This window comes from Streptosporangium sp. NPDC050855 (assembly GCF_044456585.1).
Taxonomy (GTDB): domain Bacteria; phylum Actinomycetota; class Actinomycetes; order Streptosporangiales; family Streptosporangiaceae; genus Streptosporangium; species Streptosporangium longisporum.
In genome coordinates this window covers 61,531-86,012 of sequence record NZ_JBITFY010000027.1, presented here as the reverse complement: position 1 = coordinate 86,012, position 24,482 = coordinate 61,531, and the positions used below count along the sequence as shown (strand labels likewise).

Sequence of the window (24,482 nt, the reverse complement as noted above, 5' to 3'; positions counted from 1 at the left end):
GGTTTGGGGGGGGGGGGGGGGGGGGGGGGGGGGGGGGCGCCCCGGGGGGGGGGGGCCGCCGCCCCCCCCCCCCGGGCGGGGGGGGGCGGCGGGGCGGGCCCCCCCCCCCCCCCCCCCCCCCCCCCCCCCCCCCCTCCCCTCAGGGGCCGCCCACGCGGATCCCACCCCCGCCGCACCCCCCGCGCCCGCCTGCGACGCCACCGGGACTCCCCCCGCCTACCACGGCAGGGTCCCCACCCCCAGGAGCGTGCTCGGCTTCGACCTCGGCGAGCGCGAGGTCACCTCGGCCGAGTCCGACACCCTGCTCGGCGCGATCGACAGGGCCAGTGACCGGGTCGTCTCCGGCACCCTGGCCACCAGCTCCGAGGGGCGCCCCCTGAAGTACGCCGTCGTCGGCACCCCGCACAACATCCGGAACCTGCGCGCGATCGAGACCTCGATCAAGCTGCTGCGCAACCCGCTCACCCCCGCGGGCGCCGCGAAGGTCCTGGCCAGGAACACGCCCGCGATCCTGTGGGTCGCCGGGAACGTGCACGGCGGCGAGGAGAGCGGCACCGACGCCGCCCTGAAGACCCTCCACGACCTGGCCGGGCGGGACGACTGCGCGGCCAGGCGCATCCTGGACAACGCCGTCGTGGTGATCCTGCCGACCCAGAACCCCGACGGCCGCGAGGCCGACACCCGGCGGAACGCCTACTCCTTCGACATGAACCGCGACTGGTTCGCGCGGACCCAGCCGGAGACCGACGGCAAGATCGAGCTGATGCGGAAGTACCCCCCGCAGCTCTTCATCGACGCCCACGAGATGGGCGGCACCGAGTACTTCTTCCCGCCGAACGCCGACCCGTTCTACCACGACATCGCCGAGCCGGCGATCGACTGGATCAACAACACCTACGGCGCCGCGATGATCGGCGAGTTCACCAGGCGCGGCATCCCGTTCTTCAACCGCGACGTCTACGACATGTTCTACATGGGCTACGGCGACACGGTCCCCACCACCGGCTTCAACGCCGCGGGCATGACGTTCGAGAAGGGCAACGCCTCCCCGATCGCCGCCCGTACCTTCGAGCAGTGGCTCACCCAGTGGGTCTCGCTCTCGGCCGCGGCGGCGAAGAAGACCGAGATCCTCACCACCTGGCACGGCATGTACGCCGAGGCCTTCAAGCAGGGTCTCGAAGGAAGGCTGGAGCCGAACCAGGTCTACAACCCGGGCAACGAGGTCATCACCCAGGTGCCCGACCGGAAGGTGCGCCACTACTTCCTGCGCGCGGACGACCCGGCCAAGAAGGCCGAGACCGACCTCGTCGTACGGCGTCTCCAGCGGATGGACGTCCAGGTGTTCAGGCTGGCCAGGCCGCTGACGGTCGGTGACTTCAAGCCCTACGGCAGGCCCGGGACCAGGACCACGCTGCCCAGGGGCACCTACTGGATCCCGATGGCCCAGGGCCAGAAGCACTGGATCCAGGCCATGCTGAACGAGGACACCTACACGCCGTTCCCCTACTTCTACGACGTGACCGCGTGGAGCCTGCCGCTGCTCGGCAACGTCTCCGGCGGCTCCTCCGGCCGGGCCCTGCTCCCCCTCGCCACGCCGGTGCGGGCGGTGGACGCCCCCTCGGCACGGGTCACCACCTCCCGCGCGATCGGCGTCCTGCAGCTGTCCGGCGGCACCGCGCAGAACGCCGCCGAGTCCTCCGGCTGGCTCCGCCACCGCCTGGACCGCGACTGGAAGCTGCCCTACCGGGTGCTCACCCCGGCCGACGTGGCCGCGGGCGGCCTGGCCGGGCTGGACGTGCTGCTCGTACCGGACGGCCCGGCGAACGCCGCGAACACCACCCTCGGCGAGACCGGCCGCGCCGCGCTGCGCGACTGGGTCGGCGCCGGCGGGCGCTACGTCGGCTGGTCGGGCGGCACCCAGCTCGCCGTGCTGGCCGGGATCTCCGGTGTGACGCTGACCGAGCCGACCTCGGACGTCCCCGGCTCGCTGCTGCGCACCACCGTGGCCCAGGGGCCGCTGAGCCGTGACGTCGGTCCGGACGTCATGCAGTTCTACGCCTACGACCTCGTCATGCGGGCCGCGAACCCGGCACACGTGCTGACCTCCTACCCGGCCGCGGGCTCGCCCGAGTGGTTCCTGTCCGGCTTCGCGCTGGGCGCCGAGGAGCTCGCCGGGACGGCGGCGTCGGTCACGCGGTGCTGTTCGCCGCCGAGCCGAACTTCCGGGCCTTCACCGACGGCACGGCGAAGATCGTCGCCAACGCGATCACCGCCGACCTGCCGTCGGCCTCGGCCCGGTCGTCGCGCGCCCCTGCACCCGACGCCTCCAGGGCGGCGGCGGCCGTCCCGGACCGCGAGTCGCCGATCCGCGTCACCGTCGCGGCGTCCGGCCGTGACCGGGTCGCCTCGGTGCTGAAGGGCCTCGGCGCCGTCTGGACCGAGCAGGCCGCCACCGGCGGCGCGGTCCGGTTCACGGTCGCCAACCCCGGCGGCCTGGACGCGCACGAGCACCCCTGGGCCGGGAGGCTCCCCGGCGCGCTGCGCACCGCGGGTGTCTCCCCGCTCGCGGTGGTCCTGCCGAACTGACCGGGCGCGGCGCGCGGCTCGTCTCCTCACGGGCCGCGCGCCGCGTTCTCACACGATCCGGACGACGTGCTTCCCCCGGACGCCGCCGGCCTCCAGCGCGCGGTGCGCCCCGGCGATGTCGGCGAGCGGGTGCACGGTGTCCACCACCGGCCGCAGCGCCCCGCTCTCCACGTACGCCGTCAGGTCGGCGAAGAGCCGGTGGGTGGGGTTCCCGCTGAAGAACCGCACCCTGCGGGAACCGAACACGACCGAGGCGATGACGTACGACAGAGAAGGGACGACCTTCCGGCTGTCGAAGGTGATCGACACCATGCGCCCGCCAGGCGCCAGGAGGCGGCGGTAGGTGCCCAGGTCGGTGCCGGCGCTGTCGAAGATCACGTCGAACGGCCCGAGGTCGGCCGGGCCGGTGGTCGCGTAGTCGAGGACCTCGTCGGCGCCGAGATCCCGTACCAGGTCGAGGTTCCGCGCGCCGGCGAGCCCGGTGACGCGCGCGCCGTAGGCCCGGCCGAGCTGGACGGCGACGCTGCCGACCCCGCCGGCGGCACCGCGCACCAGCAGCCGCTCCCCCTCCCTGAGACGGGCCCTGTCCCTCAGCGCGGTGATCGCCGTCGTGCCGACGGGCAGCGCCGCGGCCTGAACCAGGTCGAGCCCGGCCGGTGCGTGGGCCAGCTGCCGGGGTCGGACGACCACGAACTCGGCGCTGCTCCCGAAGACCCCGCGCGGCAACGTCCCCCACACCCGGTCGCCCACGGCGAGGCCGGACATGGCCGACCCCAGGGCCGCGACCTCACCGGCGAAGTCGATCCCGGTGCGCTTCGGGAAGCCCCGCCCCGGCGGCAGGCCCGTCACGGGCCGTATCCTCCCCGCCCGGCCCATGAGCTCGCCCCCGTTCACGGTGGTGGCGTGGACGCGCACCAGCACCTCCCCGGGACCGGCGACCGGTGTGGGCACCCTGCCCTCGTACAGCACCTCCGGAGGCCCGTACCTGTCGTACAGGGCCGCGCGCATCTGGCTCACCGTCGCCGTCCGATCCGCCGGTGTCCACCGGCATTCTCCGGACCCGCCGCACCGCACCTCGCGCGGCCGAGCGGATCCGCCCTCGTCACCTGGGGAAAGAGCCCCGGTGCGGTCAGGCTATGGTCCAAACGGACGGGGTAGCCCACTTAGAGACGATGTGAGACACATGCCTTCTCGTTCCTCTCGGATACCGCGCGCCTCCGGCACCGTTCCCGCCCAGGGGGGCGGGCTGCGGGCGGACGCGCGCCACAACCGCGACCGCATCGTCGCGGCCGCCGGTGAGGCCTTCGCCGCGCGCGGGCTCGACGTGCCGATGACCGCGATCGCCCGCCGGGCCGGTGTCGGGACGGCCACGCTCTACCGGCACTTCCCCACCCGGGAGTCGCTGGTCACGGAGGTCTTCGCCGACCGGCTCACCGCGTGCGCGTCGGTCGTCGACGACGCCCTCGCCGACCCCGACCCGTGGCGCGGATTCCGTACGGTCATCGAGAGGGTGTGCGCCATGCAGGCCGTCGACCGGGGGTTCACCGCGGCGTTCCTGCGGGCGTTCCCCGGCGCGGCCGGCTTCGGGCGGGAGCGCGCCCGCGCCGAGCACGGGTTCGCCGAGCTGACCCGTCGGGCCAAGGAGTCCGGTCACCTGCGCGCCGACTTCGACCACACGGACCTCACGCTGCTGCTCATGGCCAACAACGGCATCACCGCCGGCTCCGCCGAGGCGGCGTCGGCGGCGTCCCGGCGGCTGGTGGCCTACCTGCTCCACTCCTTCCGCGCCGACCGCGCCGACCCGGCCGTCCCGTTGCCGCCGCCGTCACCGCTCGGCCTGGAGCACGTGCACGGCCTGGCGGGGTGACGCGGGCCCGCGTCCCCACGAACGACGGGCCCGCGGGCGGCCGGAGCGCCTCGGTCAGAGCGCCTCGGCCAGGGCGCGGGCCAGGTTGCCGGGGGCGTCGGGCGCGTACCGCAGGAACAGGTAGGGCTCGGTGAGCTCCAGCTCGATCAGGGCCGGGGTGCCGTCGGCCAGGCGGACCAGGTCGACCCGGGCGTACAGCAGGGTCGGGTATCCGGCGAGCACCCGTTCGGCCAGCGCGACCTGGTCCGGGTCGGGGTCACGGAACCGGCCGTGGTCGTCGGTCCCCTGTCCCGGCTTGCTGGCCTCGCCCCCCAGCATGGCGTTGCGCCGGACGGCGTGGCTGAACCGGCCGCCGAAGTAGAGCAGCGAGGTCTCCCCCTCGGTCTCCACCATGTCCAGGTACGGCTGGATCATCGCGGTCCGCCCCGCGCCGGTCAGCCGGGCCACGTGCGCCTCGGCCTCGGCACGGTCGGCGGTCCTGATGGTGTCGCGGGCCCCCACCGAGATCGACGGCTTGACCACGTACTCGTCGAGGTCCGGGAAGTCCACGGCCTCGCCCGGCACGCCCCAGTAGGTGGGGATGATGGGCGCGTCCAGCTCCCGCAGGTAGGTCTTGTCGGTGTTGCGCTCCAGCACGTCGGCCGGGTTGAGCAACCGGGTGACCGACCCGACGCGCCGCGCCCAGGCGAGGAACTCCGCCCTGCGGTCCACGTAGTCCCAGGTGGTACGGACCACGACGGCGTCGAACGCGGCCCAGTCGACCCCGGGGTCGTCCCATCGCTCCACCCGTCCGGTGATCCCCGCCTCGGCCCAGGCGGCGACGGCGATCTCCTTCTCGTCGTCCACCTTCTCGGGGTCGGCCCAGGTCACGTACACCGCGGAAGCTCCCACCGGAACATCTCCCTCTGTCAGCACCAAACTAATAGGAGACACCTTACTTAGGGAGGTCTCCCGGCAGCCGCCCGCCCCCGGGAGCCGTGACGAGAAACGAGGGACGGTGCGGTGGTGCCGGGTGGTCCCGGTCACCGTCGTTGAGGACGCCGGAGACCGCGAGGACCTCCCCGGGCCCCGGTTCAGAGCAGCCGACGCCGGGGTGAGGCCCCGGCCCGTCAGTTCACGGTCAGGCCGCGCAGGGCGAGGATGGCGGCGGCCTGGACGGGGCTGACGACCGCTCCGCGCAGCGACCGGAGCCGGGTGTCGTCGACCTCGCCCAGGTCGGCACCGCGCAGGTCGGCACCGGCGAAGACCGTCTCGACGGTACGGGTGCCGATCAGGCGGCAGTCCTCGAACACGGTCTTGGTGAAGTCACAGCCCGACAGGTTCGCGTCGTCGAGGCGGACACCACGCAGGTGCAGGCCCCGGAACGAGCAGCCCACCAGCTCGGCCAGCGTCAGGTTGCAGCCGTCGAACCGGTAGCCGGTGCCCCGGCAGGTGGAGAGCACGGCACCGATCATGCGGCAGCCGGTGAAGGAGGCGTCGGTGAGCAGGGCCGACTCGAAGACCGCGCCCGACAGGTCGACGTCGCCGAAGACCGCGTCGACGAGGTCGGCACCGCCGAACCTGAGCCCGGCTCCCCCGCCACCGGAGAAACGGGCCCCGTCCAGATCGGCCCGGCGGAAGTCGGCCCCCTCCAGCACGCACCCCTCGAAGGCGGCGTCCACCAGCGACGCCCCGGCGAGGTCGGCGCCGGTGAGATCGCACTCCGTGAAGACGTAGGGGCCGTCCTCGGCCAGGTGCCCGCCGAGCGAGAGCCCCGCCAGGTCGGCCCCTTTGATCTCTCGCTGGTCCGCCAGCAACCTCGCCGCATCCATGCGGCGATTCAAGCAGCCCGCCCCGACAGAATCACCGGGCGCCTCCACGGGACAGAAGGCCGACCCGCGGGTCAGGTGACGACCGGCTCCCCGGCCAGGAGTTCGGCGGCGGCCTGGCCGCAGACGCGGGCGGCCCCGTGGGTGGCGATGTGGACCGCGCCGAGGTCGGAGCGGCCGGGCAGGCCCATCTCCACCACGACGGCGTCGGCACGGGCGGCCAGGAGGTGGCGGAGCGCGTCGGTCTGCCAGGCGTGGCGGTGGGCGTCACGGACCACGACGACCAGCGGACGCCCGGTCGCGGCGACGAGCGCGGCCTCGATCGCCCCGCCGGTGGCGGTGGCGGCCTCCAGCCTGGTGACCGTGGTCCCGGCCAGCAGCTTGCCGAGCGGCTCGCCGACCCCCCAGGGGGTGTCCTTCTCGATGGCGAGGTTCATCTCGGGGGCCAGCTCGACGACGTGCGGCGGGGAGGCGAGCGGGAGCACCGCGGCCGCGGAGCGGCGGGTCACCCGAAGGGCCCGTCGTGCGGCGGCCAGGCCGATCGGCGGCCCGGAGGGGGTGCGCGCGTCCTCTGCGGGGTTCGCGGACGTCCGGCGCGCCGCGGAGGTGGTCCAGAGGGCCAGCTCGCAGACCCTGCGGGCCGCGTCGGCCAGCCGCTCCTCGTCGAGCCGGCCCTCGATCACGGCGTCCACGATGGCGTCGCGGACCGCGATCGCGGTCTCCTCGTCGGCGTGCTCGCCGCCCACGCAGATCGCGTCGGCGCCCGCGGCGACGGCGAGGACCGAGGCGCCGCCGATCCCGTACGAGCGGGAGACCGCGGCCATCTCGATGCCGTCGGTGACGACGACGCCGTCGAAGCCCAGCTCGTCCCTGAGCAGGCCGTGCAGGATCGGCCGGCTGAGCGTGGCGGGCATCGCGGGGTCCAGGGCGCCGACCAGGAGGTGACCGGTCATGATGGTGCGTACCCCCTGGGCGACGGCCGCGCGGAAGGGGCGCAAGGCCACGTCGCGCAGTTCCTCGGCGGTGGCGGTGACGAGCGGCACGCCGTGGTGGGAGTCGACCGAGGTGTCGCCGTGGCCGGGGAAGTGCTTGGCGCACGCGGCCACGCCCGCCGACTGCATGCCCCGGATCCAGGCGGCGGTGTGCCGGGCCACCAGGTCGGGGTCGGCACCGAAGGAACGCAGCCCGATGACCGGGTTGTCGGGGTTGGAGTTCACGTCCGCCGAGGGGGCGAAGTTGAGGTTGACCCCCGCGACGGCCAGGTCGCGGCCCAGGTCCGCGGCGATCTCCTCGGTGAGGGCTGGGTCGTCGGCCACGCCGAGGGCGAAGTTGCCCGGCCGGGTGCTGCCGTCCACGGCCTCCAGGCGGGTGACCTCGCCGGACTCCTCGTCGATGCCGACGAGGAGCTGGGGGTTCTCCTCGCGGAGCGCGGCGGTGAGATCGGCGACCTGCGCGGGGGTGGCGATGTTCCGGGAGAAGAGCACCACGCCGGTCAGCCCCTCACCGAGCCGGCGACGGAGCCAGTCGGGCGGCGTTCTGCCCTCGAAGCCGGGAAAGACGACCGTCTCCGCCAGACGGAGCAGCTCTGGGCCGCGCTTCATTCACCCTCCTCGCCTGACGACCGGCCGGTGTTCCCTGCCGAGGACGCGTCAGACACCACGTTGCCCGACCCGCCGGGAAAGCGCTCCCACGGCGGCTTGGGCGCAAATCTAATAGGAAAGTTTCCTAATTGCTAGGGGGTTGACCATGGGTCTTCGATGTGGGAACGGCACCGGACGCCCAGGGTCGTGAACCCGTGGCCCGTCCACGTCGCCGTCCGTGCCGCTCCATCCACGAATCCACGGGCGGGCGGGGAGCGGGAACGACCGGACGAACCCCGGGTCCTGATCCGCGGACCATCCGGGCCGGAGCAGCGGACGGGCGATCGGCCGTCGTCCCACCCCTGCGTCACTTCACCCGACAATCCCTGTAGCAAACGCTTGGTCACATTCGGGAGCCGGGATGAGCTGGAGCGTTCAGGTGAACAAGCGATTGCGCAAGGGCTCATAATGGGGGACGTGAACACGCGAAAGAACGCCGGCGGCGCGACCACGACCCCGGTCAAGCGCCAGGGCGCGACCAAGCGGACGGCCACCTCCGGCCCCGCGTCCGAGCGGCGCGACCACCTCGTCAAGCTCGCCGCCGAGCTCTTCGCCCGCAAGGGCTTCCAGGCGACCAGCGTCCGGGAGATCGCCAAGGAGGCCGGCATCCTGTCCGGCAGCCTCTACCACCACTTCGACTCCAAGGAGACGATCGTCGACGAGGTGCTGACCACCTTCCTCGACGACCTGGTGGGCCGCTACCGCGCCGCCCTGGAGGCCGGCGGCGATTCCCGCACGATTCTCTCAGAGATGGTGCGCATCGGGTTCAGCACCCTGGAGCCGCACCGCGCCGCGATCACCGTCATGCAGAACGACTGGAACTACCTGCGCTCCCTGCCCGGCGACCGCTTCGACTACCTGGTCAGGGCCGAGGACGAGGTCGAGCGGATGTGGGTGGAGCAGATCAAGCTCGGCCAGGCCTCCGGGCTGTTCCGCGCCGACGTCGACCCCAAGCTCACCTACCGCATGATCCGCGACACCATCTGGGTCGCGGTGCGCTGGTTCCGCCCCGGAGGCCGCCTCAACACCACGAGCCTGGCCGAGCACTACATCACCGTCCTGTTCGACGGCCTGGCGACCGGCGAGCGGAGCAGCCAGAAGGTGTGACCGCGTCGGCGAACCCGGCGCGGCGACCCGCACGGCCTGTGAGAATCAAGCGTCCGCGAAGTGAACGGAAGTGGTGTGCGAGCGTGGAGATTCTGCAGAAAGCCGTGCGCATGGCGCTCACCGACGTGGCCGACCCCGCCAAGGCCCCGATCATGCAGGCCTACATGAAGTCGGCGATGCCCTTCCTCGGCGTGCAGGCCGCCCCCCGCCGCGCCGCGCTGCGGCGGGTCTTCGCCGAGTATCCGGTCGAGGTGTCGTACGCCTGGCAGGAGGCGACGCTGGCGCTGTGGCGGGGGGCCGAGTACCGCGAGGAGCGCTATGCGGCGATCGAGCTGACCGGCTTCCGCCTCTACCGGGCCTTCCAGACCACGGACACGCTGCCGATGTACGAGGAGATGATCGTCACCGGGGCGTGGTGGGACTACGTCGACGACCTCGCCGTCCACCGGATCGGCGGGCTGCTCGCCGCCTACCCCGACGTCATGCGCCCGCTGATGCTCCGCTGGGCCCGCGGCACCGACCTGTGGAAGCGCCGCACCGCGATCCTCTGCCAGAACCGCTTCAAGGCCGCCACCGACACCGGTCTGCTGTACGCCTGCATCGAGCCGAGCCTGTCGGACAACGACTTCTTCGCGCGCAAGGCGATCGGCTGGGCCCTGCGCGAGTACGCCAAGACCAACCCCGGCGAGGTCGTCCGGTACGTCGACCACACCGGCATCAGCGGGCTGAGCCGCCGCGAGGCCCTCAAGAACCTCCAGACCCGCTGAGCGCCGATCCCCCGCGGAGGCTTCCCCGGGGGATCGGGCGGCCCGATTTGACCTCGACTTAACTTGAGGGTTCAGGCTGTGCGCACGAGATCGACCACGAGGGGAAGGCTGGTCATGATGCGCGCGATTCAGGTACGGGAGTTCGGCGATCCCGAGGTACTGGTGCTCGAGGAGGTCCCCGAGCCGGTCGCCGGCCCGGGACAGGTCGTGGTGGCGCTGGAGGCCGCCGACGTCATCTACCTCGACACGCTGCTGCGCGGAGGCTGGGGACAGGACTTCTTCCCCCGGACGCTCCCGTACGTCCCCGGCCACGGTGGTGCCGGACGGGTGCTCTCCGTCGGCGAGGGCGTCGATCCCGGCTGGGCCGGGCGGCGCGTGGTCGCCGGCGCCTCCACCGGTTACGCCGAGCGGATCGTCGCCGGCGTGGAGGAGGTCATGGAGGTGCCCGGCGCCCTGGGGTCCGCCGAGGCGGCGGCCGTGCTGCACGACGGCGTCACCGCGCTGAACCTCGCCCGTACGGCGGAGATCGGGAAGGACGAGTGGGTGCTGGTGACCTCCGCCGCGGGCGGTGCCGGGTCGCTGCTGGTGCAGCTGGCGCGCGACGCCGGCGCCCGGGTCGTCGCGGCGGCCCGGGGCGAGCGCAAGCTGGCGCTGGCCCGCGAACTGGGGGCGGAGGCCGCGGTCGACTACTCGCTCGCGGGCTGGGGGGACCGGGTGCGCGAGGTGACCGGCGGCGCCGGGGTCGACCTCGCCTTCGACGGCGCGGGCGGCGAACTCGGCAGGGCGACGTTCGAGACGGTGGCCGGCGGCGGCCGGTTCCTCACCTACGGCACCGCCGGGGGCGGGTTCCTCGAGATCGACCCGTCACTGGCCGAGGAGCGACGGGTCCGGGCGACCAACACGCTGGCGGCCGGGCCGCCCGACCCGCTCCTGGTGCGGGAACTGCTCGCGGAGGCGCTCTCGCTGGCCGCCGAGGGAAGGATCCGGCCGCACATCGGCGCGACCTTCCCGCTGGAGCGGGCGAGGGACGCGCACACCTCCCTCGCCGAACGTCGCACGGTCGGCAAGTCGCTGCTGCTCGTCTGAGGACCCCAGGGCACCGAGAACGGGGGTCAGGGGGTCGCGAGGGTCACGGGGTTATCGTGCGGGCGTGCGCGGCGAAGAACTCGGGGTCGCTGTGCACGGGCACGACGCACAGGAGGTGCCCCCCGGGCGCCCGCAGGATGCGGCACTCCAGCCAGCGGTCGACCTCGGTCGCCCCGAGGGCCAGCAGGCGTTCGGTCTCGGCGTCCACGTCGTCGGTCTCGATGTCGAGGTGGTAGCGGGCCGTGTCGTCGACCGCCTGCACCGCCACGGTCAGGCCGGGGACGGCCTCCGGCAGGTCGGTGAACTGCGGCTCGGCCGGTACCGGCCGGGGCGTGCTCCCGAGCACGGCGGCCCAGAAATCGGCGGCCCGGGACGCCTCCTGTCGGGGGGCGTCGATGATGACGGCGTACAGGCGGGTGCGGTGCATGCGCCACACGATAGCGGCGCCCCCGCGACGGCCCGGACCGCCCCGGAACGGCCCGCGACGGTCCGCGACGGGTAGCTGCGGCCGGGTGGTGCCGGGTGTACGCCACCCGTCGCGGGCCGTCGCCCCGGCCTCCCTGCCGGGCCGCGTCACTTGAGCGCGCCCGCGGTGAGGCCCTTCTGGATCTGGCTCTGGAAGAGGGTGTACACGATCAGCATCGGCAGGATGGCCATGCTCAGCGCGGCGAACAGGGCCGCCCAGTCGGCGTCGTAGCCGGCGGCCGTGGAGATGTCGGCGATGCCCTGGGTGAGCACCCATTTCTCCCGGTCGGAGGTGAGCAGCACCAGGGGGAGCTGGTACTGGTTCCACTGGCCGAGCACGTTGAAGATGGTCACGCTGACGATGCCCGGCTTGGCCATCGGCAGCATGACCTGGAAGAAAACCCGGGCGTGCGAGGCCCCGTCCACGAAGGCCGCCTCGGCCACCGCGCCGGGCAGCGTCCTGAAGAACGCGGCCAGGAAGAACACCGTGAAGGGCAGCGAGTAGGCGATGTAGACCAGCACCAGCCCGCCGTGCGTGTTCAGCCCGATGTACGGGCCGATGACCGGGACCGCCCCCATGTTCTGCACCACGAAGAACAGCGGGGTCAGCGCCAGGTAGACCGGGAAGGCCAGCCCGGAGACGAACAGCAGGTAGACGGCCCGGTTGCCGCGGAAGCGGTAGCGGGCCAGCACGTACGCGGCCATCGAGCCGAGCAGCATCGTGCCGAACGTGCCGAAGGCCACCACCACGACGCTGTTGATCATGTACTGGCCGATGCGCGCCTGCTCCCAGGCGCGGGCCCAGTTGTCCAGGCGGAGCGTGGCCGGCAGCGACCAGGCGTCCCCGAAGATCTCGTCCTCGCTCTTCACCGACGCCAGGAACGTCCACACGATGGGCACCACGACCAGGACGGTCCACGCCAGGAGCGCGACGTGCGTCAGCGCCGACAGCGGGCCCAGGCGCCTGCGGCGCTCCTTGCGGGCGTACGCCCGGCTGTGGGGGATCACGGCGTCCGCCATCAGAACTCGATCCGCTCACGTCGCGACAGGCGCAGGGCCAGGATCGCGAACCCGATGGTGAAGAAGAACAGCACCACGCCCATCGCCGAGGCGTAGCCGAACTTGAAGTACTGGAAGGCGGTGCGGTAGATCTCGGCCGCCATCACGGTGGTGGAGTGGTCGGGCCCGCCGTGCTCGGCCGTCATCACCCACACGATGGCGAAGACGTCGAGGGCCGCGATGCCGAGGTAGACCCAGCCGACCTGGACGGTGTCCCAGAGCAGCGGCAGCGTGACCCGCAGGAACAGCGGCGCTCCCTGGGCGCCGTCGATCGCCGCCGCCTCGAACAGCTCGCGCGGGATGGAGGCGATGCCCGCGGAGAACAGCACGACGTAGAAGCCGACCGCCTGCCAGACCAGCACGGCGAGGATCGACCAGAACGCCACGTCGGTGCTGGACAGGAAGCCGATCGGCTCGAACCCGAGCGCGATGAGCGGCGCGTTGAGCATGCCGCTGCGGTCGGGCCGGAAGACCTGCTGGAACAGCACGGCGACCACGGCGACGGCCAGCACCTGGGGGAAGAAGAACACCACCCGGTAGAACCTCGACCCCCGCACGCCCGCGGTGCCGCCCCGCCCGCCCGCGTTCAGCAGGAACGCGAAGAACAGGGCGATCCCGAGGGTGAGGACCGGCAGCAGGATCAGCAGGAGCAGGTTGTGGCCGACCGCCGTCCAGAACACGTGGTCGTCCAGCAGCCGCCGGAAGTTCTCCGCTCCCACGAACCGCGGGGTCGCGTTCACCCCGCGCCAGTCGGTGAACGCGATGGAGAAGGCCTGCGCGTAGGGCGCGATCACGTAGATCAGGTAGAGCGCCACCGGGAGCGCGAGGAAACCGGCGACGAACCGTGTCCTGCCGTGGTTCATGACCGGCCCCGCCGTCCCCCGGCCGCCGCGCCGCCCCGCGCGGCCGTCACCGGCCGAACTTCTTCACCGAGGAGTCCGCCTTGACCGCGTCCGCCTTCCGCTGCGCGCGGTCCGCCCACTCGGTGACGGACAGCTTGCCGGACATGAGCTGCCCGGAGGCCGCGGCCACCTCGTCGTGCAGCTCGGCGTACCACTTGCGGAACAGGAACCAGACGGCGTTGTCGCCCGCGGCGGCCAGCGCGGTCGAGGCGCTCTTCAGGCCCGGCTTGAGCGTGCGGCCCTGGTCGGCCCCCTTGACGACGGTGAGCGTGGAGACCATCTCCATGAACCCGCCCGCCCCCTCCTTGGAGAGCATGGCGCGCATGTACTCCAGGCCCGCGCGGGGGTTGGCCGACCTGGCCGGGACGATGTACTCCTCGCCCGGCTGGGCGTGCAGGGTGCCGTACGGCAGGGCGTCGGAGGAGCCGAAGTCGGGCAGCGGGAACATGGCGTATTCGAAGCCGTCGGGGATGGAGTCCTTCTGCTCGTTCTCCAGCCAGGAGCCGCAGGGCAGCATCGCGACCTGGCCCCTGTTCTGGGCGGTCTGGGTCTGCACGTGGTCGAGCCCGGCGGTGCCCTGGAGCAGGTACTTCGACCCGAGCTCGGCGAACGCCTCGGCGGCCTGCCTGACCGGTTCCGCCTTCCAGGCTCCCTCCTGGAGGTTGTCGATGTTCTTGAGCACGTCCTTGCCGCCGATCTTCGCGGCGAGCGTGAGGATCGCCTCGTAGATGTAGAACGGGTGCTTGCCCGCGTAGGTGAAGGGGGCCGTCCTGCCGGCCTTCTTGATGGTCTCGCACAGGGCCAGGAAGTCGTCCCAGGTCTTCGGGACCTGCCAGCCCTCGGCCTCGAAGAGCTTGCGCGAGTACCAGATGCCCCAGACGGTGTTGGCGTAGTTGAGGACGTACGGCCTGCCGTCGTAGCTGCCCAGCTCGATGGCGGCGGGGTCGATGGTGTCGCGCACCTTCACGGCGGGGTCGTCCCAGCTCGGCGCGTCGTACAGCGGCGTGAGGTCGGCGAGCTGGCCGTCCTGGACCAGGGCGCCGAAGTCCATGGCGCCCGCGCCGGAGTTGTTGACGACCTCCGGCGGGTTCCCCCCGGCGAAGCGTGGCTGGAGGGTCTTGGCGACCTCCTTGGTCGCGTTGTGCTCGATCTCCAGGCCGGGGTGTTTCGCCTTGAGGATCCGCTCGTGGACGTCGCGGGCGTAGGCGTCGCCGAACCCGCCGTCGAAGATCCAGATCTCCAGGGGCCTGTTCTCGGCGAAGCCGAGCGGGTTGGCCGCGCTGGTGGCCCCGGCGGCGGGGGCCGAGGACGCGGCGCCGCCGTTCCCGGCCGGGGTGGCGCACGCGGACAGGACCGGCAGGGCGAGACCGGCCAGGGCCGCGCCGCGCAGGAGCTCACGCCTGGTCGGCTGGTTCATGCTTCCCTGGTTCATGCTTCCTCCTGGGAGTGGAAGGCGGTGGTCAGGCACCCCGCCGGATCCGTCCGGCATAGCGGTTCTCGAGAAGGCGGTTGTGCTCGTCGCCGCCGGTCACGTTGGCGGAGCGGTAGATCGGCGGGGTCCGGCCCGCCCGGGTCAGGCCGCGTACCACCTCGGCCACGACCATCTGGGCCAGCAGCGCCGAGGTGATCGTGGAGACCGCCCCGAACGTGCCGCCGCCCGGCAGCGGCAGGACCGCGTCGCCGTACGGGGCGCGGTTGTCGAGCACGACGTCGGCGAGGTCGAGCAGCTTGCGGCCCGAGGGGTGGCGGGAGGTCATCGCGGTGCTGTGCCGCACCGAGGTCAGGGCGATCAGGCCGTGCCCCCGCTCCTTGACGATCGAGGCCAGCTCGACCACCGAGCCGTTCACCCCCGAGCTGGAGATCAGCACGAAGACGTCCTGCGGCCGGACGGGCGCCAGGTCGTAGATCCGCCGGGCGACCGACGGGTCGCGCTCCAGCTCACCGGCCGGCCCGAGCAGGGTGGCGACCGGGGCCTCGCCGTACAGCACGACGTCGCGCAGGGCCAGGCGGTTGCTGGGCACCAGTCCGCCCGCGCGCCCGGCGATCTCCATGGCGATCGCCTCGGAGTGTCCCGAGCCGAACGCCTGGATCACGCCGTCGTCGAGCAGGCAGGCGACCATGAGCTCGGCAGCCCGTCCCACCGCGTCCGTCTGGGTCCGGGAGACCTCGTCGACCAGGGCCTTCACCCGGTCGACGTAGTCGGCGGCCCCCACGTCCACCGTGCCGTCGCGCACCCTGCCGTCGTGCCCCGTGCCGTCGTGCACCCTGCCGTCGTGCCCCGTGCCGTCGACCATGGCGCCGTCGTGCGCCGTGCCGTCGTCGGCCGTGCCGTCCGTTGTGCCGTCCACGCTCAGTTCCTCTCGACGCGATGGCTCTCCAGAGCCCGGATCGTCCGCTCGAACGCCTCGTTGGTCTGCTCGTAGGTGCGCTGCGCGACCGCGACGTAGATCGTGTCGAGGACGAACAGCTGGGAGTGGACGGCGGCCAGGCCGCCCAGCCGGAAGGTGGTCTCGCGGCTGGCCGTGGTCAGCACCAGGTCGGCCAGCTCCGCCAGCGGGGAGCGGGCGAAGGAGGTGACCGCCACGGTCAGCGCTCCCCTGTCGCCCGCCTCGGCGAGGGACTCCAGCACCTCGCGGGTACGGCCCTGGTGGGAGATGCCGATCGCGACGTCGCCCTCGCCGAGCAGCGCGGCGTCGGCGAGCGCCTCGTGCGCGTCGGCGTGGCTCCAGCAGGGGATCCGGATCCGGCGCAGCCGCCCGCCCGCCATCCCGGCCACCGCGCCGCTGGTGGAGACGCCGAAGATGAGGACGCGGCGGGCCGCGACGACGGCCTCGGCGACCGTGGTGACGGTGCCCGCGTCGAGCTGTGCCGCGGTCTCCTGGATGAGCCGGGAGTCGGCGGCGGCCATCACCCCGATCGCCGCGTCGAGCGGGTCGGTGGGGCCGATCTCGTGCCCCACCCCCATGTCCCAGTTGGCCTGCGCGGCCCGGCCGTCCTCGGTGGCCAGCGCGACCCGCAGCCCCGCGTACCCGGCGAAGCCGAACACCCGGCAGAAGCGGGTGACGGTGGCGGGCGAGCTGCCGCTCCGCTCGGCCAGCGTGATGATCGTGGAGCGGGCCGCCGCGGCCGGGTCGGCCAGGATCGCCTCCCCCACCCGGCGCAGCGCCTCGGGCAGCGCCGGGGTCTCGGTCCGGATGCGTCCGAGCGCACCTGCGGCCACAGGCATTCCTTTCACCACTGGTCAATTGGATGAAAATTATTCTCACATCGAGGCCGCGTCAAGGCCGTCCGGGACACGAAAAGGGCTCGGCCCCTTCCCGATCGCGGCCTCGGGCGGACGATCCGGGCTTCCGGGAAAGAGGATCGACAACCTTTGCGGGGTCCTGGGCGTCGTTTTTAACAAAGGTTCCACACGAGGAGCCGCCTGACGGAGGCGAACCCACGATGACTCGACGTCCGGCCGACGCGCCGCACCAGGTTCCCGGCACGCACGTCCACGACGAGCTGGCCGCCCGCCGCGCCCGGCGCGCCGGGGAGCAGAGGCTGCGCGACGAACCGCACCTGTGGCTGCTGGAGCGTGAACACGGTGTCCGCCTGACCGTCGAGGAGCTGCAGGCCGCCGACCGGCGGATGCGGCAGGTGCCGTCACCGCGCCGCCGGGAGCCCGCGCCCCGGGACTCCGCGCCCCGGGATTCCAGGTCGCGGGAGTCCAGGCCGCGGGAGTCCGAGCCGCGCCGGGAGGTCTCGCCGATCGCGAGGCTCTCCCCGGTCGAGGAGCCCTCTTCCCCTTCCGCGGAGCCCACCAGGACGGAGCTGGACGAGGAGACGCTCTCCCTGCAGCTGCTCGTCTGGCGCCGCCTGGGCCCGAGGGGGTTCGCGGGCTTCATGCGGGACCTGGAGGAGATGGAGGCCGAGCTGGCCAAGGCCCGCGACGACGGCTGGGGCGAGCCCGGCTGAGCGCCCCTTTCTCCTGGGCAAGTGCTTGCTCGGTAGACTAAAGGACGCCATCTCATTGGCTACCTGTACTATCCAACAATGCGGATATCAGAACTCAGCGCCGCATCGGGCGTGGCCATCCCAACGATCAAGTACTACCTGCGCGAGGGTCTGCTCCCCGCGGGCGAGCAGACCTCGGCCACCAGGGCGCGGTACGGCGAGGACCACCTGCGGCGGCTCCGGCTGATCCGGGCGCTGCTGGAGGTCGGCCGGCTGCCGATCGCGTCCATCCGCAGGGTCATCGAGGCCGTCGACGACAGGACCCTGAGCCTGCACCACGTGCTCGGAACCGCGCAGTACGCCATCGCGCCCCCCGTCGAGCCGGACGCCTCCGGCCAGGACTGGACCGAGGCCCGCGCCAGGGCCGACGCCCTGATCGAGGAGCTGGGCTGGCGGATCGACCCGGCCGCCCCCACCCGCCAGGAGCTGGCCCAGGTCATCCTCACCCTCGTCCGGCTGGGCATGCCCGCCGACGGCGAGGCCCTGCTCCCCTACGCGAGCACCGCCCTGAACCTGGTGACCGAGCACGAGATGCGCGCGATCCCCGTCGACGGCCCCAGGGAGGCGGCGGTCGAGGCCCTGGTCCTCGGCACCGTCCTGCACGGCAGGGTGCTGGACATCATGCGGCGCCTGGCCCACGAGTCGGTCTCCGCCCGGGTCTTCGCCGACACCCGAGCCGGCACCCGAGCCGACACCCGAGCCGACACCTCGGACGACGCTCCGGACGGCACCGGACCGCCCGGGTGACGAACGTCTCCCTCGCCCTCGCGGACCGGGAAAAGGGCAGCTCACAGCCGTGAAAACGGTGAGTGCGAACTTTTCTCACCGCGCCTGCCTGCCCAAACGGCGGCGAGTAACATTCTGTTCACACATGGGCAACAGATGCGAAATCGCGACTTGCGAATCTTTGAGGGCAGCAGATCCCTCCATCCTCAAGGACCTCGCCGATGACCTTCAAGGCTGAATACATCTGGATCGACGGCACCAAGCCGACCGCCAAGCTCCGCTCCAAGACCAAGGTCCTGGCGGACGGCGCCGAGCTCCCGATCTGGGGCTTCGACGGGTCCAGCACGAACCAGGCCGACGGTTCCTCCTCCGACCGCGTGCTCAAGCCCGTGTTCACCTGCCCGGACCCGATCCGCGGCGGCGCGGACGTGCTGGTGCTGTGCGAGGTCCTCAACATCGACATGACCCCGCACGAGAGCAACACCCGCGCGGCCCTCGTCGAGGTCGCGGAGAAGTACGCCGACCAGGAGTCGTGGTTCGGCATCGAGCAGGAGTACACCTTCTTCAAGGAGGGCCGCCCGCTCGGCTTCCCGCTCGGCGGCTTCCCCGCCCCGCAGGGCGGCTACTACTGCGGCGTCGGCGCCGACGAGGTCTTCGGCCGTGAAATCGTCGAGAAGCACCTCGACTACTGCATCCAGGCCGGCCTGGCCATCTCCGGCATCAACGCCGAGGTCATGCCCGGTCAGTGGGAGTTCCAGATCGGCCCGGCCGGCCCCGTGGAGGTCTCCGACCACATGTGGATCGCCCGCTGGCTGCTCTACCGCACGGCCGAGGACTTCAACATCGCCGCCACCCTGGACGCCAAGCCGGTGAAGGGCGATTGGAACGGCGCGGGCGCGCACACCAACTTCTCCACCAAGGCGATGCGCGAGGGCTACGACCCGATCATCACCGCCTGCGAGGCCCTCAGCGGCAACGCCCTGGAGCACGTCAAGCACTACGGCGTCGGCATCGAGGACCGCCTCACCGGCCTGCACGAGACCGCCCCGTGGAACGAGTTCAGCTACGGCGTCTCCGACCGCGGCGCCTCGGTCCGCATCCCGTGGCAGGTCGAGGTGGAGAAGAGGGGCTACATCGAGGACCGGCGTCCGAACGCCAACGTCGACCCGTACCTGGTGACCCGCCTGATCGTGAACACCTGCTGCTCCGCTCTGGAGAAGGCCGGCCAGGTCTGATCCGACCGGTCGGCCCGAGGGCCGCGGAACCGTCCTGCCGGGGGCGTTCCGCGGCCCTCGGCGTTCCCGGTGGCCCCTCTGACAAGACGAGACGTTTCGGCTCATCACTTGGTACATTCGAGCCGTGAAGACACCGAACCCGGCCCGTCGCAGCGAGCAGTCCCGCCAGGCCATCCTGACCGCCGCCTTCGACCTGGTCGCCGAGACCGGGTACGCCAAGCTGACGATAGAGGCGATCGCCGCCCGCGCGGGAGTGGGCAAGCAGACCATCTACCGCTGGTGGCCGTCCAAGGGCGCCGTCTTCGTCGAGGCCGTGCTCTCCATGGGCGGGGGCGAGGGGCAGGACCTGTCGCTGCCCGACACCGGGGATCTCGGGGCCGACCTGCGGCAGGTGCTGCGGGCCATCGTGGACGAGTACAACGACCCCAGGCTGGAGGCGATGAGCCGAGCCCTGAACCTGGAGCTGCTGCAGGACCCGTCGATGAACGCCGAGATCACCGAGCGGGTCATGGGACCGCACCTGGAGGCGACCAAGGAGCGGCTGCGCAGCGCCCAGCGGGCGGGCCAGGTGGCCGCGGACGCGGATCTGGACGTGGCCGTCGAGCTGCTGTACGGGCCGGTCTACCACCGCTGGATGCTGCGGACCGCCCCGCTCACCCACGCCTACGCCGACACCCTCGTGGAGTTCGCCCTGGGCGCCCTGAGGGCGGCGTAGACCCGGCCCCGGAGGGCCCGCCCGGCCGAGATGTGGCTTGTCCTAAATAAACGTAAAAATCTGGACTTTCTAGATCATGTCGGGCTCCGTCCCAGCTCCAGAGCCTAAAGCAGGTACGAGTGACGAAAATCCCTCGAAACAGGTGCTTTAGGACAGCGCTAAACAGGTAGCTCGCGCCGTACCATAACTGCGATGCGGGACGTAGTGGAGCAATTACAGCGTTTGGGCATGTCGGGCTATGAGGCCAAGGCATACGTCACCCTGGTCGGTGCCGGGCAGCCTCTCAACGGCTACGAGGTGGCCAAGCGTTCCGGCGTGCCCCGCAGCACCGTCTACGAGACGCTGGGCAAGCTGGTGGCCAAGGGCGCGGCCTACGAGCTGCGCGGCTCGGACGACGCCACCGACTACCTGCCGCTGCCGCCGAGGTCGCTGCTGCAGCGGATGCGCCGGGAGTTCGACGACTCGATGGAGGCCCTGGAGGTCTCGCTCCCGGCGATCGTGGCGCCTCCCCGGGCGCACCTGATCCACAGCCTCAAGGACGCCGGAGCGGTCCTGGCGCGGGCCGAGGACGTGGTGGCCGGGGCGCGCACCGACCTGTTCGTGTCGATCTGGCCCGAGGAGATGACGCTGCTCCTCCCGCTGGTCGAGCGCGCGGTCCAGCGCGGGGTCGCCACCTCGGTGATGCACTTCGGGCCGGCCCGCAAGCCGGTCGGGCGGCTGTACGAGCACCGCTTCCCCACCCGCGCCGCCTCCCCCGAGGGGCGCGGCGACCGGACCCACGGACGGCCTGACCTGGACCGACGGCTGCTGGTCGTCACCGGCGACCGCCGGGAGACCGTGGTCGGCGGGTTCACCGAAGGCGCCGCGTGGGGCGTCTACACCGAGGACCCGGCCGTGGTCACGATGGCGGTGGAGTACGTCAGGCAGGACATCGCCCTGCAGATCATCGCCGAGCGGGTCGGGCACGAGACCATGGGCGAGCTGTGGGCCGGTGACGCCGAGCTCCGGAGCCTGCTCGCCGGCCACGACCGTCCCGCCGCCCTGCTCCGCGCCGCGGGCATGCCCGGCCGTCCCGGCGCGCGGCCCCAGGAGGCCGCGGGCCGGGCCGACGAGCCCGGCGCGCCCTTGCGGGAGGGCGACGCCCCGGCCCGGCGGGCACCCGAAACCGACAATCCATCGGATGCCGGATAAAACCGTGCTTTAACCCGCGTGTGGCATCCTGCGTAGAGGTTGTCCCACAGTGGTTCTTCCGTCTCGGGGAAAGGCAGGACATGGAGAAGCCGGTCATCGTGACGGTCGACGACGATCCCGGGGTGTCCCGTTCGGTGGCCCGTGACCTGCGCCGGCGCTACGGTCACTCGTACCGCGTGGTCCGGGCCGACACCGCGGCCGACGGCATCGCGAGCGTCCGCGAGCTGCGGCTGCGCGGCGACGACGTCGCGGCGATCCTCGCCGACTACCGGATGCCCCAGATGAACGGCGTGGAGTTCCTGGAGCAGGCCATGGACCTGTACCCCTACGCCCGCCGGGTGCTGCTGACCGCCTACGCCGACACCGAGGCCGCGATCCAGGCGATCAACGTGGTCGACCTGGACCACTACCTGCTCAAGCCGTGGGACCCGCCCGAGGAGAAGTTCTACCCGGTGCTGGACGCCCAGCTGGAGGCCTGGCAGCGCACGGACCGGCGCCGGTCCGACGAGCTGCGGGTGGTGGGCGCGCGCTGGTCGGCCCCCTCGTACGAGGTCAGGGACTTCCTGGCGCGCAACCAGGTGCCCTACCGCTGGATGCTGGCCGACTCCGCCGAGGGCGCCGAGCTGCTCGCGGCGGCCGGGCAGGCGGACACGACGGTGGACACGACGGCGGGCGGGACGGTGAACGGGACCGCGACCGGGACGGTGAACGGGACCGCGACTGCGACGGTGGGCGGAACGGTCCCGGCCAGGCTGCCCCTGGTCGTCACCGCCGACGGCACCACGCTCGTCGCGCCGGCCCCCGCGGAGCTGGCCCAGGCCGTGGGACTGGCCACCGCCCCTGCCACCGACTTCTACGACCTGATCGTGATCGGCGGCGGTCCCGGAGGGCTGGGCGCGGCCGTCTACGGCGCCTCCGAGGGGCTGCGCACGGTGATGGTCGAGCAGCACGCCTCGGGCGGGCAGGCCGGGCAGAGCTCCCGGATCGAGAACTACCTGGGCTTCCCCGACGGCGTCTCCGGCGCCCAGCTCGCCGACCGGGCCAGGCGCCAGGCGCTGAAGTTCGGCGCCGAGCTGCTCAGTGCCCGTACGGTCACCAGCCTGGAGGTCAAGGGCCAGGCCCGGGTGGTCGGTTTCGACGACGGCGGCAGGATCGCCGCGCACACCGTGATCCTCGCCACCGGCGTCTCCTACCGGCGCCTCGGCGCCCCGGGCCTGGACGACTTCATCGGCTCCGGCTGCTACTACGGCGCGGCCCTGACCGAGGCGCCCGAGTGCCGGGACCGCGAGGTCTACATCGTCGGCGCCGCCAACTCGGCCGGCCAGGGCGCGGTCTACCTGTCGGGGTACGCCAGCAAGGTCCACCTGATCGTCAGGGGCGACGGCCTGGAGCGGACCATGTCGCACTACCTGATCGAGCAGATCTCCCGGATCCCGAACATCGAGGTGCACCTGGGCACCGAGGTGGTGGGGGCCGAGGGCGACGGCCACCTGGAGCGGATCACGCTCAAGGACGCGGACGGCGAGCGCACGGCCGACGCCGAGTGGCTGTTCGTCTTCATCGGCGCCGAGCCGTTCACCGACTGGCTGGGTGAGATCATCGAGCGCGACGACAGGGGCTTCATCCTCACCGGCCCCGACCTGACCGCCGGTGAGAGGCGGCCGCGCAACTGGTCGCTCCGGCGCGAGCCCTACCACCTGGAGACGAACGTCCCGGGGGTGTTCGCCGCCGGTGACGTCCGGGCCGAGTCGATCAAGCGGGTCGCCTCGGCGGTCGGCGAGGGCGCGATGGCCGTCGCCCTGGTCCACCGCTACCTGGAGAAGACGTGACCGCCCCGGACGAGGTCCCCCGCGGTACCCACGAAGGAGGCGGGATGATCGACACCGACGTGCTCCGCGGGCTGTTCCTGTTCGAGGGACTGTCCGACGACCAGCTCCGGTGGCTGGCCGAGCACGGGACCGAGGAGGAGTACGGCGCGGGCCAGACGATCGTCGCGCAGGGGGAGCCCGCCGACTGCTTCGTCGTGCTCGTCGAGGGCGAGGTGGTGATGGTCACCGACACCCAGGCGGGCCCGGTGAGCATGAGCCCGACCTCGCAGCCCGGCGTCTACGCCGGGGCCGTCTCCGCCTACCTGGTCGACCGTGCCCCGGCGACCTACGGCCACTCGCTGCGCGCCACCAAGCCGACGCGGATGCTCGCCTTCCCGGCCCGGGAGTTCGGCCTGATCATGGGCGAGTGGTTCCCGATGGCGGTCCACCTGCTCGACGGGGTCCGCCTGGGCGGGATGGCCCAGCGGGAGTTCATCGACCGGCGGCAGCGGCTGACCGCCCTGGGCACCATCACCGCCGGGCTCACCCACGAGCTCAACAACCCGGCCGCGGCGGCCGTACGGGCCGTGGACGACCTGCGCTCGAAGGTGCGCTCCTCGCGGCGGCGGCTGGCCGCGCTGGCCGGGGAGGACATCGAGCCCCGGCGGCTGCGCGCGCTGGTGGACCTGCAGGAGGCGTGCGCCGACGGTGCCTCCCAGGCGCCGTCCCGCTCCCCGCTGGAGATCTCCGACGCCGAGGACGAGCTCTCCGACGCCCTTGAGGAGGCCGGGGTCTCCGACGCCTGGGAGATCGCGCCCGCGCTGATCGCCGCCGGGTTCGAGGCCGGCAAGCTGGACAAGGTCCGCGAGATGATCGGCGAGCGGCATCTGGACGCGGCGATGCACTGGCTCTCGGAGGCCATCGAGATCGCCCAGATGCTGAACGAGGTGACCGACGCGACCGAGCGGATCTCCTCGCTGCTCGCCTCGGCCAAGCAGTACTCCCAGATGGACCGGGCGCCGTACCAGACGGTCGACCTGCGGGACCTGCTGGACAGCACCCTGACCATGTTCCGCGGGAAGATCCCGCCGGGGATCAGCGTCGCCACCGACTACGACCCCGACGTGCCGCCCGTCCCGGCCTACGCCGGGGAGCTCAACCAGGTGTGGGCCAACCTGATCCACAACGCGATCGACGCGATGGCCGGAAGCGGCGTGCTGACCGTCCGCACCCGGCTGGAGCACGAGACGATCGCGCTGGTCGAGATCTGCGACACCGGTCCGGGCGTCCCCGAGGGCCTGCGGGACCGGATCTTCGAGCCGTTCTTCACCACCAAGGCGGTCGGCGAGGGCACCGGGCTCGGCCTGGACATCTCCTTCCGCATCGTCGCCGGCCGCCACGGCGGCGACCTGCGGGTGGAGTCGGAGCCGGGTGACACCCGCTTCCAGGTACGCCTGCCGGTCACCGAGACCGTCACCGCCTGATCCCGTCCCGCGCCCGGCAGGCACACGGGACCGGGGCGTG

23 protein-coding genes are annotated in these 24,482 nt (G+C 72.3%); 13 read left to right on the top strand and 10 right to left on the bottom strand.

What is annotated here, in order from left to right; genetic code table 11:
* Positions 1–247: 247 nt before the first annotated feature.
* Positions 248–2,416 (top strand): M14 family zinc carboxypeptidase, encoded by a 2,169-nt coding sequence (locus tag ACIBCT_RS36560; protein ID WP_399196579.1) that lies wholly within the window; start codon positions 248–250, stop codon positions 2,414–2,416.
* Entirely contained in the window at positions 2,410–2,586 is a 177-nt protein-coding gene (locus tag ACIBCT_RS36555) for a hypothetical protein (protein ID WP_399196578.1), read from the top strand. The genes ACIBCT_RS36560 and ACIBCT_RS36555 overlap by 7 nt, the downstream gene beginning before the upstream one ends.
* 48 nt (positions 2,587–2,634) lie before the next feature.
* On the opposite strand, the gene ACIBCT_RS36550 is transcribed toward ACIBCT_RS36555, so the two are convergent.
* Positions 2,635–3,594: an NAD(P)-dependent alcohol dehydrogenase gene (locus ACIBCT_RS36550; RefSeq protein ID WP_399196577.1), complete on the bottom strand. Its 960-nt coding sequence runs from the start codon at positions 3,592–3,594 to the stop codon at positions 2,635–2,637.
* Positions 3,595–3,769: 175 nt separating this feature from the next.
* Here ACIBCT_RS36550 and ACIBCT_RS36545 point away from each other — a divergent pair, with 175 nt between their 5' ends.
* Complete coding sequence (locus tag ACIBCT_RS36545; RefSeq protein WP_399196576.1) at positions 3,770–4,453, top strand: TetR/AcrR family transcriptional regulator; 684 nt, start codon at positions 3,770–3,772, stop codon at positions 4,451–4,453.
* A gap of 54 nt (positions 4,454–4,507) precedes the next feature.
* Here ACIBCT_RS36545 and ACIBCT_RS36540 read toward each other — a convergent pair whose 3' ends face one another.
* The 3 genes from ACIBCT_RS36540 to ACIBCT_RS36530 all read right to left on the bottom strand — a co-directional run bounded on the left by ACIBCT_RS36540 (position 4,508) and on the right by ACIBCT_RS36530 (position 7,862).
* Entirely contained in the window at positions 4,508–5,344 is an 837-nt protein-coding gene (locus ACIBCT_RS36540; RefSeq protein ID WP_399196575.1) for a RimK family alpha-L-glutamate ligase, read from the bottom strand.
* Positions 5,345–5,562: 218 nt separating this feature from the next.
* Positions 5,563–6,264 (bottom strand): pentapeptide repeat-containing protein, encoded by a 702-nt coding sequence (locus ACIBCT_RS36535; protein ID WP_399196574.1) that lies wholly within the window; start codon positions 6,262–6,264, stop codon positions 5,563–5,565.
* A gap of 71 nt (positions 6,265–6,335) precedes the next feature.
* Positions 6,336–7,862 carry a glycoside hydrolase family 3 protein gene (locus ACIBCT_RS36530; protein ID WP_399196573.1) on the bottom strand — a complete coding sequence of 509 codons (1,527 nt, stop codon included), beginning with the start codon at positions 7,860–7,862 and terminating at the stop codon, positions 6,336–6,338.
* Between the two features lie 456 nt (positions 7,863–8,318).
* On the opposite strand from ACIBCT_RS36530, the gene ACIBCT_RS36525 reads away from it, so the two are divergent.
* From ACIBCT_RS36525 to ACIBCT_RS36515, 3 genes are all read left to right on the top strand, one after another.
* Positions 8,319–9,008, top strand: a complete 690-nt coding sequence (locus ACIBCT_RS36525; RefSeq protein WP_399196572.1) for a TetR/AcrR family transcriptional regulator — start codon at positions 8,319–8,321, stop codon at positions 9,006–9,008.
* Between the two features lie 83 nt (positions 9,009–9,091).
* Positions 9,092–9,775, top strand: a complete 684-nt coding sequence (locus ACIBCT_RS36520; RefSeq protein WP_399196571.1) for a DNA alkylation repair protein — start codon at positions 9,092–9,094, stop codon at positions 9,773–9,775.
* A 114-nt stretch (positions 9,776–9,889) separates the two neighbouring features.
* Positions 9,890–10,861, top strand: a complete 972-nt coding sequence (locus tag ACIBCT_RS36515; protein ID WP_399196570.1) for a zinc-binding dehydrogenase — start codon at positions 9,890–9,892, stop codon at positions 10,859–10,861.
* A gap of 43 nt (positions 10,862–10,904) precedes the next feature.
* On the opposite strand, the gene ACIBCT_RS36510 is transcribed toward ACIBCT_RS36515, so the two are convergent.
* The 6 genes from ACIBCT_RS36510 to ACIBCT_RS36485 form a co-directional block, all read right to left on the bottom strand.
* The gene (locus ACIBCT_RS36510) at positions 10,905–11,288 is read right to left on the bottom strand and encodes a VOC family protein (protein ID WP_399196569.1); all 384 of its coding nucleotides are present in this window, start codon (positions 11,286–11,288) and stop codon (positions 10,905–10,907) included.
* 146 nt (positions 11,289–11,434) lie between these two features.
* Positions 11,435–12,346 (bottom strand): carbohydrate ABC transporter permease, encoded by a 912-nt coding sequence (locus ACIBCT_RS36505; protein WP_399196568.1) that lies wholly within the window; start codon positions 12,344–12,346, stop codon positions 11,435–11,437.
* A complete protein-coding gene (locus tag ACIBCT_RS36500) occupies positions 12,346–13,248 on the bottom strand; it encodes a carbohydrate ABC transporter permease (RefSeq protein ID WP_399196567.1) in 903 nt (300 codons plus the stop codon). The genes ACIBCT_RS36505 and ACIBCT_RS36500 overlap by 1 nt, the downstream gene beginning before the upstream one ends.
* Positions 13,249–13,294: 46 nt before the next feature.
* Positions 13,295–14,719 (bottom strand): N-acetylglucosamine/diacetylchitobiose ABC transporter substrate-binding protein, encoded by a 1,425-nt coding sequence (gene ngcE / locus ACIBCT_RS36495; protein WP_399196566.1) that lies wholly within the window; start codon positions 14,717–14,719, stop codon positions 13,295–13,297.
* Positions 14,720–14,747: 28 nt separating this feature from the next.
* On the bottom strand, positions 14,748–15,635 hold the full coding sequence (locus ACIBCT_RS36490) for a sugar isomerase domain-containing protein (RefSeq protein ID WP_399196565.1): 888 nt from the start codon (positions 15,633–15,635) through the stop codon (positions 14,748–14,750).
* Positions 15,636–15,637: 2 nt separating this feature from the next.
* Positions 15,638–16,513, bottom strand: a complete 876-nt coding sequence (locus ACIBCT_RS36485) for a MurR/RpiR family transcriptional regulator (protein WP_399196564.1) — start codon at positions 16,511–16,513, stop codon at positions 15,638–15,640.
* Between the two features lie 218 nt (positions 16,514–16,731).
* On the opposite strand from ACIBCT_RS36485, the gene ACIBCT_RS36480 reads away from it, so the two are divergent.
* The 7 genes from ACIBCT_RS36480 (at position 16,732) to ACIBCT_RS36450 (ending at position 24,442) form a co-directional block, all read left to right on the top strand.
* Positions 16,732–17,244 (top strand): hypothetical protein, encoded by a 513-nt coding sequence (locus ACIBCT_RS36480; RefSeq protein ID WP_399196563.1) that lies wholly within the window; start codon positions 16,732–16,734, stop codon positions 17,242–17,244.
* 78 nt (positions 17,245–17,322) lie between these two features.
* Positions 17,323–18,030, top strand: a complete 708-nt coding sequence (locus tag ACIBCT_RS36475) for a MerR family transcriptional regulator (RefSeq protein WP_399196562.1) — start codon at positions 17,323–17,325, stop codon at positions 18,028–18,030.
* A 200-nt stretch (positions 18,031–18,230) separates the two neighbouring features.
* On the top strand, positions 18,231–19,244 hold the full coding sequence (gene glnII, locus ACIBCT_RS36470) for a glutamine synthetase (RefSeq protein WP_399196561.1): 1,014 nt from the start codon (positions 18,231–18,233) through the stop codon (positions 19,242–19,244).
* A gap of 124 nt (positions 19,245–19,368) precedes the next feature.
* Complete coding sequence (locus ACIBCT_RS36465) at positions 19,369–19,959, top strand: TetR/AcrR family transcriptional regulator (protein ID WP_399196560.1); 591 nt, start codon at positions 19,369–19,371, stop codon at positions 19,957–19,959.
* A gap of 192 nt (positions 19,960–20,151) precedes the next feature.
* Positions 20,152–21,150, top strand: coding sequence for a TrmB family transcriptional regulator (locus ACIBCT_RS36460; protein WP_399196559.1), 999 nt, complete (start codon positions 20,152–20,154; stop codon positions 21,148–21,150).
* An 80-nt stretch (positions 21,151–21,230) separates the two neighbouring features.
* Complete coding sequence (locus tag ACIBCT_RS36455; protein ID WP_399196558.1) at positions 21,231–22,979, top strand: FAD-dependent oxidoreductase; 1,749 nt, start codon at positions 21,231–21,233, stop codon at positions 22,977–22,979.
* A 44-nt stretch (positions 22,980–23,023) separates the two neighbouring features.
* Positions 23,024–24,442, top strand: a complete 1,419-nt coding sequence (locus ACIBCT_RS36450) for an ATP-binding protein (RefSeq protein ID WP_399196557.1) — start codon at positions 23,024–23,026, stop codon at positions 24,440–24,442.
* The last annotated feature ends 40 nt before the right edge of the window (positions 24,443–24,482 follow it).

Bases quoted from the DNA above. Each gene is read 5' to 3' on its own strand.
- ACIBCT_RS36550 (WP_399196577.1), bottom strand. From the start codon at position 3,594: ATGCGCGCGGCCCTGTACGACAGGTACGGGCCTCCGGAGGTGCTGTAC.
- ACIBCT_RS36545 (WP_399196576.1), top strand. From the start codon at position 3,770: ATGCCTTCTCGTTCCTCTCGGATACCGCGCGCCTCCGGCACCGTTCCC.
- ACIBCT_RS36535 (WP_399196574.1), bottom strand. From the start codon at position 6,264: ATGGATGCGGCGAGGTTGCTGGCGGACCAGCGAGAGATCAAAGGGGCC.
- ACIBCT_RS36530 (WP_399196573.1), bottom strand. From the start codon at position 7,862: ATGAAGCGCGGCCCAGAGCTGCTCCGTCTGGCGGAGACGGTCGTCTTT.
- ACIBCT_RS36515 (WP_399196570.1), top strand. From the start codon at position 9,890: ATGATGCGCGCGATTCAGGTACGGGAGTTCGGCGATCCCGAGGTACTG.
- ACIBCT_RS36510 (WP_399196569.1), bottom strand. From the start codon at position 11,288: ATGCACCGCACCCGCCTGTACGCCGTCATCATCGACGCCCCCCGACAG.
- ACIBCT_RS36505 (WP_399196568.1), bottom strand. From the start codon at position 12,346: ATGGCGGACGCCGTGATCCCCCACAGCCGGGCGTACGCCCGCAAGGAG.
- ACIBCT_RS36500 (WP_399196567.1), bottom strand. From the start codon at position 13,248: ATGAACCACGGCAGGACACGGTTCGTCGCCGGTTTCCTCGCGCTCCCG.
- ngcE (WP_399196566.1), bottom strand. From the start codon at position 14,719: ATGAACCAGGGAAGCATGAACCAGCCGACCAGGCGTGAGCTCCTGCGC.
- ACIBCT_RS36485 (WP_399196564.1), bottom strand. From the start codon at position 16,513: ATGCCTGTGGCCGCAGGTGCGCTCGGACGCATCCGGACCGAGACCCCG.
- ACIBCT_RS36480 (WP_399196563.1), top strand. From the start codon at position 16,732: ATGACTCGACGTCCGGCCGACGCGCCGCACCAGGTTCCCGGCACGCAC.
- ACIBCT_RS36475 (WP_399196562.1), top strand. From the start codon at position 17,323: ATGCGGATATCAGAACTCAGCGCCGCATCGGGCGTGGCCATCCCAACG.
- glnII (WP_399196561.1), top strand. From the start codon at position 18,231: ATGACCTTCAAGGCTGAATACATCTGGATCGACGGCACCAAGCCGACC.
- ACIBCT_RS36460 (WP_399196559.1), top strand. From the start codon at position 20,152: ATGCGGGACGTAGTGGAGCAATTACAGCGTTTGGGCATGTCGGGCTAT.
- ACIBCT_RS36455 (WP_399196558.1), top strand. From the start codon at position 21,231: ATGGAGAAGCCGGTCATCGTGACGGTCGACGACGATCCCGGGGTGTCC.
- ACIBCT_RS36450 (WP_399196557.1), top strand. From the start codon at position 23,024: ATGATCGACACCGACGTGCTCCGCGGGCTGTTCCTGTTCGAGGGACTG.